This is a genomic window from Mesorhizobium norvegicum (assembly GCF_004919685.1).
In the GTDB taxonomy this organism is placed as follows: Bacteria; Pseudomonadota; Alphaproteobacteria; order Rhizobiales; family Rhizobiaceae; genus Mesorhizobium; species Mesorhizobium norvegicum.
Genome location: NZ_SMYZ01000060.1, coordinates 101,633 through 114,789 on the forward strand (window position 1 = coordinate 101,633; position 13,157 = coordinate 114,789).

Here is a 13,157-nt window from a genome sequence, read left to right on the forward strand (position 1 = left end):
CGTCAGAGCGCTCCGATCTTTGCCGAAATGGTGAAGTGTTCGCCGTCCTGGCCGGGAACCCTGACCACGGGCGCGGCGAATTCGGGCGCCGAAAACAGCGGCGAGGCGTCGAGCGGCTGGATCAGCTCGGCGGCGGAGGCTGAAAACCCTGTGATGGTCAGGTCGTCGCCCTTGGCGGAAAGATCGGTCAGCCAGGCCGTGTCGGGCAGCAGGTGCGTCAGCTCGGCCCAGACACGCACCAGCGACGCCGTCGTCTTCTTTTCCTGACGGATTTTTTCGATCTGCTCGATGCCGGCCTGGCGCTTCTGCAGCGAGCTGCGTGCCGCCTTGGCCAGCACCTGCGCATCGGCGATCTGCGCGTCGAGTTCTGCGCCAGCCTGCCAGCTGCGCCAATGCGCATGGGCGAAGGTGACCAGCACCGCTCCGGCCAGCACCGAACAGGCCGCGACCCAGGCGGTTCTGCCGCGCCGGTCGTGCGCGGTGGGCGGCCAGATGGCGGCCAGGCTGAGCGGATCGGCCCGCAGCGTGCTGTCAGGCTGCGACAGCGACAGGCAGCGGACGGACCCGCCGGCCCGGCGCACCGCGTCCAGTACTGGGCCAAGCGTCTTCGCCTTGACGACATGGTAGCGGCAGTCCTGCTCAGCGTGCCTGGCGAAAACGACATGCACCTGCGCCGGGTCGATCGGCGTGGTGGCCAGAAGGTCGAGTTCGGCCATGTCCCGGGCCTGGCGAAGCGGCAGCCGCCGCGCCGCCAGTTGCCGGGTCAGGAACAGCCCGGGCAGGACCCGGATATCGAAGGTCGGCCGCTTGCGCCGAGGCCCGCCCTGGAGAAGCGCCAGAACTTCGTCCGAGGATGCCGTGAGCGCCAACGGGATCGATTGGAACTCCGGCGCATTGACTTCCCGGGCGCGGATGCCGTCATCCGCCAGGGTGACGATCCAGTCGCTTGTGGAAGATTGCTTTTGCCTGGGAACAATCCGCGTCCAGACCCCTCGCAGCTCATCGAGCCACCAGTCGAGGAAATCCAGAACCTGCGCGTTGAGTGTCGCCACAACCAGCCGCCCGCCACCCCGGCTGATTCTCGGCCGAGGGTTTCCAGGCGAGATTACTACAAATGCCGATGTGATGCGGATATTCGCGACGGCGCGGGAGGTCGATTAATCACAGTTTTTGTTGTCTTGAGGGCCTGCGGCCGTTCGCCAGGTTCGGTTACCGATGCTAAGCAGGTGGAGTTGTCCGACAGCCTTCGGCATGAACATCCGGCAAACCGTCGCCCTGGGGGTCGCCGATGGCCGTGCTGACGCCAAGCCGCATAAATACTTGGCTCGGTTGGGAGTTGTCTGGCCCCATCGTGCCAAAATCAGTCCTATCCATACATGTACAATACATCAAAGTGTAAATTAGAAAATTCTCATAAATAGAGAGAGGATTTTCTTGGTTTGTTTCTTCACAGGCTCTTAACAGGCCTTCACGGATGTGTTACCGATTTTACGGTGTGGGCAGCGCGGCGACCACCGTAGCGAACTCAGAAAAGCTGCAGGAATTTGATGGCGTCGGGCACAATGCTAGCACGACTGATCTTGTGAGCTTGGTGGTCCGGATGACAGTTCCAAAAGAAAAGCCGCGCCTTCTAACCTTTGGCTTCCTTCCAATACTAATATCGTTCGTAATTTTTTTAGTGACATCTGTACTTGGATATAACTTCAAATATAATAAAATAGATATTGGTGGTTTTTACTTGATGCCCGCGGCATTGGCAGATTGCCTGTACCCGGGTAAGTACGTTCTTGATCTCTATTTTTCGTTCTTTTCCTTGCTCTCTGCCCTCATGGTTCCGGCAGCGTTATTTAGCGTCATTTATGCGGCAACGTCAAAAAAATCAGATAAGCAAACATACGCAATTTCTACGATTTCCGCCGTGGCGGCCGCGCCGTTTGTGTTTTTGTTTGTCGGCAAAGAGGTATTTTTACCCAGGAGATTTATTTCTGCAGTTTGCGATGGTGAAGATCGCAGCTTTATATTAATCATTCAACCCTTGTTGTTTGCCGTATGCGCATATTTTATCGTTGGCGCTCTGCTTTCCATATTTAGAAATAGCCGTCGATCGGAGAAATAAGTGCCAACGCAAAATAAGCAAATCAATTGGAATGATTTGGCGACGATTTTGGATATCGCGTCGGCGGTGGCCGCTGGGGTTATTGCTGCATCTCCTAGTCTTGCTATCGTTGAGCACCTGACGCCAGTTGTTGAGACCATGGCCGCGTTGAGTGGCGCGATTCTTCTGGACGACCCCGGCACTGGCGTGATGGGGGACACATTTCGGGGAATTACGGTGACAGTGCACGTTTTGCCGTGTTCGTACGGCTGCCGTTTTGTGCACTGTACACGCTCTCCAAATCGCAGGCGCTCTTCGCTTGTCGGCAGCTCTCGGCCAAGGTTTTCAAGGTGAGATCACTACAAATGCCGATGCGATGCGGATATTAGCGAAGGCGCGGGAGGCCGATTAGTCACAGCTTTGTTGTCTTGAGGGCCTGCAACCGTTCGCCAGGTTCGGTCGCCACTGCCAATCGGGTTGGAGTTGTCCCAAAGCCTTCGGCATGAACATCCGGCAGGCCGCCGCCTTTGGGGCCGCCAATAGCCGCGCTGACGCCAAGCCGCATAAATACTTGGCTCCGTTGGGAGTTATCTGGCCCCATCGTGCCAAAATGAGTCCTATCCATACATGTACAATGCATCAAAGTGTAAATTAGATTCGTCTTATGAATAGAGCGAAGATTTTCTTGATCCGTTTCTTCACGGGCTCTTAACAGGCCATCACGGATGTGTTACCGATTTTGCTTGCGGGGGTAGTGCGGCGATCATCGCCTCAAACCCAGAAGAGCGGCGGAGAGTTTCATGGTGTCGGGCGCCACGCTTGGCAGTGGTCGAAGCATGGCTTGCTCACTTCGGGTCGTGCGTTGGCAATCATCTATTTCTCGCCTGTGAAGCCCCCGAGGCCAGAGGCGAACGGAAGGCAGCGGCCGTGAACGAAAAACGCGCCAGTCCGGCTGAATCGCACGGCGAACCTAGCGAAGTCCGACCGAGCTTGCCCACCAAACTTCGAGTTGCATTGAAGGCGGGCGGGCAACGTCTGGCCAGTTGCTCGCCAAACACCGAAAAGGCACTCGTCAATCCTAGCACCTGCTTCCCGCGGAGCCCGGTATGATCCGTCAAGGACAGTCTGCATCTAGCCTGCTGCGACCAGCGTCGAAACCTCCGAGGTGTGAGATATGAATTACAGATCAGGCAGACACCTGTCAGTACGACTGGGCGCTCTCGCAATAATTTTCATGGTTTCTTCTTTCGCAGCCAATGCATCGCAACTTGTCCAAGTCGGGGATCTTGTTCTGAACATCCCCGACAATGTGAGCGCGTCCTTCGATCCGGAATCCCCAAGCCAAAAGCCACGGTTCGACTATGCGCGGTATTCGCCAGCAACGGGGCGAGTGCGTCAGGTCGATACAATCTTCATAAAGCTGGATCGGATATGGCCAATGGAGCAGAGGAAACGAGGCCCTGTTGTAGCCATTGATGCCAATGTGCAGGCCCCGGAACTAGATCTGTTCTGCCGTAGCACAAGTCGATTAGGCGCAAAGCCAGATCCAAGCAAAGCCGTGCGCAAGGATGGGCCATTTTATGTCTATGAAGAGAAGCTGACCGCTGGCGACGTATATTTAAGCGATGATGATTTCAGGGTTTTTGGCGGCCTGGCGACGAGTTGGGTTTATGAAGACCCGCTCGCAAAAATGACGTATCCGAAGGATGCCAAAAATTACTTATTCGCCCCGGCTCTCACGAACATTACTCGTCTGCATTTGCAGATCGTGACTTACCAAGTCTCCGTAGATGAAATGCCGGCCATGTTCGATTCGCTGGAGCGGCAACTTCGTTCCTGGCTTGTGAGCCCGGGGGCGGGAAATTTCCAATGGTATCATCAGCGCCCTGGCGCTTGCGAACTCTAAGGTAGTGAGCAGAGAAATGGCTGAGAACTTCGAATTCACAGAAGAGCAAATACAGCATTTGCAAGAACTGGTAGATCAGGGACTGTACCCAGAAGCTTACCGCTACGCAGGCGGCCTAGCGAATGGCCAGACTGGCGTTGATCAAGCTGCAATATTGTGGCTTTATGGGTCAGCTGAGGTAAATGAGGGCAGCGGTTTCTATAGCGGCTTTATTCGTGGTTACTCGGCCGAGCAATATATGATTCGCTATGGGCCTGTTGGTGATCTTGAAACGCGTATCCAAAATGCTTCAAATGCCATCGCGAGATCAGTTCTCCGTGATATTATAGAAAACAAAGCGATCCCGGCTATTTCGACTATTGTCGTCCGAGATGCGCAGTCTGTGGCGGAAGGCCTGTTCGGTGGGGATGCTGGAGGTTGGGCGGGAAACCCGCTGTTTCTAGCACTTGGAGTTTCCGCACCCCTACTCACAAATGTTCTGGAGACCACAGGAGATACCTATGACGCCCTCGCGTTGCTGAAATCTGCTCACGACAATGGCGAGGCATTCGACAAGTTCGTGGAGATCTTGACGGTCAGTCTCAATTGGAATGGGGGATATTCGATCCCGACGGTCGTCTCTGGCTCCAATCAAATCGACAGTTTTCTCTATGGCGCATACGGTGGAGCGGGAACGGTAGCGCAGGCTTACTATGGCAACATAGTGTTGGGAAGGATTACGGACGATGCCGGGATCCAAGGTGTAGACGGCGGAGAGTTCATGAATGGCGGGGCAGGGAACGATCGACTGCTCGGATCGCTCGGAAACGATATCCTGGATGGGGGGGCTGGCACCGACGTTGTTGACTATTCGGAATTAACTACGCAGTTGGTTGTAACCATAAAAACTGCGCCATCAACCGCTCATTTCGTGGCCGGAATTTCTGGAGCGGGCATCGATAGCCTCTATAATGTTGAGAAAATCATTGGTTCTGCAGGCGACGACACATTCGCGGTCCAGTCCCTTGCGCCAGATTTCACAGAACTGGCATTAGATGGTGGCGGCGGCAACGACCAACTCACCGGGGTATATCTCGACAAAGTTGAAATAGACACCGTTCAAAAGGAGTTCCGGACCGGTGGGAAGATCATATCCATCGACAACTTTGAGCGATATCAGGGCAGCAATGGCGACGACATCTTTACTCTGACAGGCATGGAAACGGAAATCGACGGCAAAGGTGGCGAGGATACCGCCGACTTTAGTCAGGCGACGACTTCGGTCGTTGTTGGCGCTCATGGCGTTAGGTTGATCGATGTTGAGATCGTAACGGGTTCGAATTTCAATGACATCATCCTGACGGACAATGGTGACCAAACCATAGACGGTGGCAACGGTGCCGACCGCCTCTCGGGCGGTTCTGGCTTCGACAGGTACTATGTGAGCGATGGGGACGTTGTTGATGACAGCGACGGCAGCGGTGCGGTCTTCCGTGGCGGCGAGCGGTTTTCTGGCGGTACGAAGGACCGCTTAGCCGCGGCTGGTGCCCCTTATATGGACGGAGCCGGAAACGGCTGCGTTCTGTCAGGTACCACGTTGGCTATTACCTTTGCGACGGGAGGGTCAATAGCGGTTCAAAATTGGGCAAACGGCGACCTCGGGATTACCCTCTCGTTGGAAAAGGATCCTCATTCGCCGTGGCGGCCTTACAAGCCTTCGCAGCCCCGTGACCCTTTAGTCTTGGATCTTGATGGCGATGGGGTAGAACTCATCGCGGTTGGAGCGTCGCAAGCCCATTTCGACTTCGCAGGCGATGGTTTTGCGGAGAAGACCGGCTGGGTTGCGTCCGATGATGCGATCTTGGTGCGAGACGCGAACGGCAATTCCATTGTCGACGGAGTCTCGGAGCTATTCGGCAATGAAACGCAGGATGGCTTTACAGCCCTAAGAATGTTCGACTCGAATGACGACGGTCGGATCGATGTCAACGACGCAGTGTTCAGCACACTGAAGCTTTGGCGCGACCTTGACGGCGACGGCGTCTCCGACAGCGGTGAACTGTTCGGTCTTTCGGCCTACAACGTATCGGCCATCAACCTTGACAATAGCCCCAACGGTGGCGTGCAAGGGGGCAATATTGTCGCATTTGAAGGCAATTACGTTTTCGAAAATGGAGCGACCGGGACAGCGGCGGCGATTTATTTTGGCGTTGACAACACGATAACACGATGGATTCCCCCAGCGGGCTTTGTCGTTTCTCCCGCGGCTGAAGAATTGCCGAACCTTAAGGGTTATGGACTAATCCCCGACTTGGCTTATGCCATGTCCCTGGATCAGGAGCTTTTAGCTCACGCATCGGCCATGGTCATACAGCTCTATACCGGTGATACGTATGCCATCCGTGCTTCGTTCGAAAGTTTGCTGCTGGAGTGGGCAGGCGTCGATGGCGTTCCGAGTGGCCCACAAGGGTCTTACCTGGATCCGCGGCATGCGGCTTTTTTGGAAAAGTACTTTGGCAGCCCATTTGAAGGGCCAATAACGAGCAGCTTTGGCAGGACTATCGAAGACACATTCGGCGATGTCTTCAGCACATTGCTTACGCGATTTATCAGCCAATCCTCAACAAGCGCTTTGGCACTTGGGGTTGACCCCGTGCTGGTCGAGGAAAGTCCGTTCGGATCACTTTGGCCAGTGCGATACGATCACGACCAAGACCGCTTGCACGTTAGCGAGCTTGTATTGGAATCAATGTTTCAGCGAATACCGGAAGCTGGAAGTGCTCGTACAGAATACACGATGAAGGCTCTGTTGGCCCTCGAAGGACTCCAATATGAATATTACAGTAATCGGTATACGTGGGAAACTCTCGTTACCGCTGCACTCAACGCGGCAAGCGGTGACGACCCCGTCTTAGCCTCACTTGTGGATGACGGTTTGCTGTTACTTGGGGGCAATGACGCAGATGTCCTCCAGGGGAGGACCCTTGACGATACGCTAATAGGAGGACGAGGCGACGATACGCTCAGAGGTGACGTCGGCGACGATACATATTTGTTTACGCGTGGCGATGGCAATGACCAAATTGTCGACGAAGGGTTTGGATGGGAAACGCCATCTGACCGTCTTGTCTTCACCGATATCGTCGCGGCCGATGTGAACCTGACCCTTTCGGGGACGGACGTGACGGTCACTGTGAGCGAGAGTGCGCCTGGAGCGGGCGATGGGAGCTCAATTGTACTCGTCGCAGCGCTCTCCGATGCTGGTAACAGCGTGCGTGGTGTCGATCAAATCCTGTTTGCCGATGGCGAAGTGTGGACGCGCTCGGATTTCATCAGCCTCGTGCGTGGCGGTATCCACGGCGATGCCGGCAATAACACGATCATCGGAACCGCTGCCGGTGAAACCATCACCGGCCTGGGAGGTGACGATACGCTGGAGGGCGGCACCGGCAATGACAAGTTAAACGGCGGCGCCGGCAATGATGCATTCGTTTACGCGTCGGGCGACGGCAACGACGTGATCGAAGATGCAAAAAGCCTCACCGAGGTCGACACGCTGAAGCTGATGGACCGCAACGCTGGCGACATTGAACTTGCTCGTCAAGACAAGACCCTGACCGTGAAAATCCTCTCAACGGGCGAGGTGATTACCGTCGAAAAGCAATTCTGGCAAAACGAAAACTGGGGGATCGAGAAAATCACGTTCGCCGATGGCTCGTCGTGGAACCAGGCTGAAATCACCGCGCATGCCTGGACCCGTGGAACAGCCGGAGACGATTCTCTGACCGGCAGCAGCATCGAAAGTGGCAATTGGGATGATACTTACTACGCGGGACAAGGGAACGACACCTTCTGGGACTGGTCAGGCAGCGATACATATATCTATGCTTCTGGAGACGGAAACGACAACATCGATGACTATGGCGGGGACATTCGTTTCGCGGGGACTGATACGCTTAAACTCATCGATCTCACCATGGATGACGTTGAGCTGACAAAATCGGATATGGATCTTAAGATTACGATTCTTCAAACAGGCCAAACCATAACCATCTCGGAACAGTTCGGTTCATCGAGAGGGGTGGAGACCATCGTCTTTGCCGACGGCGCGCGTTGGGACAAATCGGATTTTCTGAGCGCAGCGTCGGGTGCCATCATGGGGGACCAGGCCAACAATTCGATCACTGGCACCAGTGCAGCTGACACGATTATCAGTCTTGAAGGCAACGACATCCTGACCGGTGGCTTGGGCGCGGATGTGTTGATGGGGCGTGCCGGGAACGACACGTATATCTACACCTCGGGTGACGGCAATGATCACATCAACGATGGCGATGGATCGGTCACCGATATCGACATCTTGCGGCTGGCCAATCTGAACGCTGACGATGTTGAGCTTACTCACGATGGTAGCGATCTGAAGATCACGGTGCTCTCGACCGGCGAGACTATTATGGTCGATGAGCAGTTTTCGCGGCCCGGCGAGAATTTCGGTATTGAGAAGATCGAATTCGCCGATGGTTCATCGTGGAATCTCGCCGAGATTCAGGCCAATGCCTGGATACGTGGAACGGACGGCGACGACATTCTTTACGAGAGCGGCCGGTGGTCCGTTACATTCCAAGGAGGCAAGGGCGATGATTATTTCAGCCCTACAATGGGGGACGACAGGTTCGTCTACGCTTTGGGCGACGGGAACGATACCTACTCCTTATATGATCCATGGTTTGATGATCCGAATGACGTAGAAAGCGGTGCGCTTATATTTACCGATATTCTCTCAAGCGGAGTCGAGCTTTCTGTGAGCGGGAATGATCTGCAAATACGAATCCTTGAAAGCAATGAATTGATCACCATACGCAATCAGTTCTTTGTTCATCCTGTGGATGCAGGTATCGAGAAGATTATATTTTCGGACGGCGAGGAGTGGAACTCTGCGGAGATCAGTATAGCGGCAGGCGTCAATCTCGCGCCGGTTCTCGTCAATCCCCTTGCCAACCAGGAAGCAGAAGCAGGTGGGCAGTTCACGTTCACCGTACCGGCCGATACCTTTCAGGACATCGACACACCAAATCTGATATATTCGGCCTCTCTACTGCCGGAGTGGTTGAGTTTCGACCCGGCAACGCGGACATTTAGTGGTACGCCTGATGTTGCCGGCGCCTTCGTCATACGTCTGGAAGTCTCCGACGGAACTTATACCATCGATGATATCTTCACCATCACCGTAGGAGAGAGCGACGGTCCCAATGGCATGACCATCCTTGTGGGATCCGAAAACGGGGAGGGCTATACCGGGTCGAGCCAGGACGACACGTTTATCTTCACGGATGGCACCGGCTACCAGATCGACGGCGGTGAGGGTATCGACACAGCGTCCTTCCACACCCGATCGGAGGCGGTTATCGCGAACCTGACTACAGGTGAGGGCTCCGACACCTTCATTTCGATCGAGAACCTGACGGGCTCTGCATTCGACGATCATCTGACAGGCGATGCCAGCGACAACGAGCTCGTCGGCCAGGGCGGCAGCGATACGATCTCCGGCGGCGCCGGCAACGATACGATCGACGGCGATTTCGTGCCCGAGGTGGTCGTCGACGTCGGTCTCGGCGAAAGCTATGCGACGCTGAGTTCGACCGCGACCAACAATTCGATCGCCAATGCCCACGACATCAGCAACAGCTTCTCTTACCTTGCTGATGGCGATATCGCGGATTCGACCTCCGTGCCGCATTCCACGATCAACGCCACCGGCAACGGTGCGGCTGGCTACTATAAGATCACCTTGAAAACTGGCGAGACCATCACCGCCGATATCGACCATACATCGGGAGATCTGGACACTTATGTCAGACTGATCCTGGCCGACGGCAGTTCGGGCACCGAGGTCGCGTATCAGGACGATAATGGCGGCGATCCGGGCTCGCCCAAAGGTCTCGATTCCTCACTGACCTACACCGCGACGGTCGACGGAACATACTACATCGTGGTGGGGAGCTATGAGGATAACGATGCCGTCCCCACCGGCGAAACCTACGAACTGAACGTCTCTGTTGGCGTTGCGTCGGGCTCGGAGGTAAGGGTCGGCGTGGCGGGCAACGACACGCTGGATGGCGGTGAAGGCAATGACACGCTCTATGGCCGCGCCGGCGATGACGTGCTGCTTGGCGGGACCGGAGACGACATTCTGGTCGGTGGCGAGGGCAATGACATCTTCGTCTTCAAAGCTGCCTTTGGTCTCGACAACATCACTGACTTTTTTGTCGGAGCCGGTTCTCCAGATATCATTCAGTTCGCCGACAACGTCTTCGACGACTTCGCTTCGGTCCTCGCCGCAGCCACCCAGGTCGGCTCCGACACAGTGATCACACACGACTCCAGCAATGTGCTGACCCTGAAGAACGTCGCCTTGGCAAACCTGCACCATGATGACTTCCAGTTCATCGCCGCCTGATGCCTGAACTGGAATGCACTTGAACGCGATGCCGCAGTCCCGCCCTTCAGAGCCGCCGCGAACGACTCTCGCGGCGGTTCTGGCTTCCTTTCGCCGCGCATTTTCCGGCATCGCGCTGATGAGCGGCGTGGTCAACATCCTGGCGCTGACCGGCTCGTTCTTCATGCTGCAGGTCTATGATCGCGTCATTCCCGGCCGCAGCGTGCCGACGCTGGTCGGGCTTGTCGTGTTTGCCGGCACTCTGTTCGTCTTTCAGGGCGTGCTCGAACTCATCCGGTCGCGTCTGCTCGTGCGCATTGGCATGGCGCTCGACGCGCGCATGAGCGGCCAGGTCTATGCCGCCCTCATGCGCCTGCCTTTGCGCACCAAGCTGGCGGGTGATGGGCTCCAGTCGTTGCGCGATCTCGATCAGGTCCGGTCATTTCTGTCGAGCGTCGGCCCAACGGCCCTTTTCGACCTGCCGTGGATGCCGCTCTACCTCGGCATATGTTTCCTCTTCCATTTCTGGATCGGCATGACGGCACTGGCCGGCGCCGTCATTCTGTTCGGCCTGACCTTGTTTGCCGAGGCCCGCACACGCGAGCCCGCCAAAAGAGCCAACAGCCAGGCGGCCGCCCGCAACACGCTGGCGGAGGCCACGCGCCGCAATGTCGAGGTGCTGCAGGCGATGGGCTTCGGCTCGCGCATCGCCGAGCGCTGGTCTGATATCAACGCCGACTATCTCAGCACCAATGCGAAAGCCAGCGATCTGGCCGGCACGCTTGGAACGGTCTCGAAGATCCTGCGCATGATGCTGCAGTCGGGCATACTGGCGATCGGCGCCTGGCTCGTCATCCATCAGGAGGCGACAGGCGGCATCATGATCGCCAGCTCGATCATGATGGGCCGGGCGCTGGCGCCGATCGAACTGGCGATCGCGCACTGGAAAGGCTTCGTCAATGCCCGCCAGGCCTGGGCCCGGCTGACCCAGTTGTTGGCACTGCTTCCCGAAACCGCAACCAGTGTCGACCTGCCGGCGCCGACCTCCGCTCTTAAGGTCGAAGCCATCAGCGTCACGCCGCCGGGGGAGCGCCGCGTTGTCGTCCAGGACGCCAGCTTTGCGCTGGAGAAGGGCGCTGGGCTCGGCATCGTCGGCCCGAGCGCCTCGGGCAAGTCTTCGCTGGTCCGCGCGATTGCCGGGATATGGCTCCCCATGCGTGGGACCGTAAGGCTGGATGGAGCGACGCTCGACCAGTGGTCGCTGGAAGAGTTCGGCAGTCATATCGGCTATCTGCCGCAGGATGTGCAGCTGTTCGACGGCACCATCGCCGAAAACATCGCGCGCTTCGAACCTCAGGCTGCTTCGGATAAGATACTGGCAGCGGCCCGGGCGGCGGGCGTTCACGATCTCGTCGTGCATTTGCCGGAGGGATACGAGACGCGCATCGGTGAGGCCGGGTCGGCGCTCTCGGCAGGCCAGCGGCAAAGGGTGGCGCTGGCGCGGGCTCTTTATGGCGATCCTTTCCTTGTCATCCTCGACGAGCCGAATTCCAACCTCGATGCCGAAGGCGAGGCCGCGTTGACGGAAGCCATCCAGGGGGTTCGCGCGCGCGGCGGCATCGCCGTGGTCGTGGCGCACCGGCCGAGCGCGCTGGCAAGCCTCGATCAGGTTCTGGTGATGGCCAACGGCCGCGTCCAGGCCTTCGGACCGAAGAGCGAAGTCTTGAACAAGGTAACCCGTCCGAGTGGCGTTCCCTTGAAGGTCGTATCCGGGCCTGAGGAGACTGCGTCCTGATGGCCGTGGCCCCCACCATCGATCGGACCATTCGGCGCTATCTGCTTGGTGGCGTGGCCGCCTGCATCCTTCTCGTCGGCGGCGCGGGCAGTCTGGCGGCGGTCACGGAGCTTTCCGGTGCCGTAATCGCGTCGGGAAAGATGGTCGTCGATTCCAGCGTCAAGAAGGTCCAGCATCCCACCGGTGGCGTCGTCGGCGACATTCTGGCGCGCGAAGGCGATGCCGTGAAATCCGGCCAGGTCCTGATCCGTCTCGACGAAACCGTCACCCGCGCCAACCTCGCTATCGTCACCAAGGGCCTCGACGAATTCGACGCGCGCCTGGCCCGTCTCGAAGCCGAGCGTGATGACCATGCCGACATCGCCTTCCCAACCTCGCTGATCTCGCGGCGGGATGACGCCGCCGTTGCGCGCGCCATGGCCGGCGAACAGTCGCTGTTCGAGTTTCGCCGGCAGGCTCGCGCCGGGCAGAAGGCTCAGTTGGAGGAACGCATCGCGCAGCTTACCGAAGAGGCCTCGGGGCTCACCGAACAACGGGAGGCCAAGAGCCAGGAAATAAAACTGATCGGCACCGAACTCGACAGCATCCGCACGCTCTGGCTCAAGAAGCTTGTCTCGATCGACCGCATGACGGCGCTGGAGCGCGACGCGGTTCGGCTCGATGGCGAACACGGACAGCTGACCGCATCGATTGCACAAGCGAAAGGCCGGATCGCCGAGACCCGGTTGCAGATCATCCAGGTCGACCAGGATCTGCGCAGCGAGGTTGCGACCGAGCTTCGCGATGTCCAGGGGAAAATGTCCGAATTCGTCGAACGCAAGGTGTCAGCCGAAGACCAGCTCAAACGCATCGATATTCGCAGTCCGCAGGATGGCGTGGTTCACCAGCTTGCCGTTCATACGGTCGGCGGCGTCATTTCGCCGGGTGAGGTGATCATGCTCGTGGT

At 57.3% G+C, this 13,157-nt stretch carries 6 protein-coding genes; 5 read left to right on the forward strand and 1 reads right to left on the reverse strand.

Features of this window, described 5'->3' with window-relative positions:
* Positions 1–2: 2 nt before the first annotated feature.
* Complete coding sequence (locus FCU66_RS24810; RefSeq protein ID WP_136620095.1) at positions 3–1,052, reverse strand: PilN domain-containing protein; 1,050 nt, start codon at positions 1,050–1,052, stop codon at positions 3–5.
* 443 nt (positions 1,053–1,495) lie between these two features.
* Between FCU66_RS24810 and FCU66_RS24815 the strand changes: the two genes are divergently transcribed.
* From FCU66_RS24815 to FCU66_RS24835, 5 genes are all read left to right on the forward strand, one after another.
* A complete protein-coding gene (locus tag FCU66_RS24815) occupies positions 1,496–2,116 on the forward strand; it encodes a hypothetical protein (protein ID WP_136620094.1) in 621 nt (206 codons plus the stop codon).
* Positions 2,117–3,269: 1,153 nt separating this feature from the next.
* Positions 3,270–4,001 (forward strand): hypothetical protein, encoded by a 732-nt coding sequence (locus FCU66_RS24820; RefSeq protein WP_136620093.1) that lies wholly within the window; start codon positions 3,270–3,272, stop codon positions 3,999–4,001.
* A 16-nt stretch (positions 4,002–4,017) separates the two neighbouring features.
* Positions 4,018–10,437, forward strand: a complete 6,420-nt coding sequence (locus FCU66_RS24825) for a calcium-binding protein (RefSeq protein WP_136620092.1) — start codon at positions 4,018–4,020, stop codon at positions 10,435–10,437.
* Positions 10,438–10,465: 28 nt separating this feature from the next.
* Positions 10,466–12,211, forward strand: a complete 1,746-nt coding sequence (locus FCU66_RS24830; RefSeq protein ID WP_136620194.1) for a type I secretion system permease/ATPase — start codon at positions 10,466–10,468, stop codon at positions 12,209–12,211.
* Positions 12,211–13,157, forward strand: a 947-nt coding sequence (locus FCU66_RS24835) for an HlyD family type I secretion periplasmic adaptor subunit (protein WP_136625449.1), incomplete at its 3' end; no start/stop codon positions are given. The genes FCU66_RS24830 and FCU66_RS24835, both read left to right, overlap by 1 nt.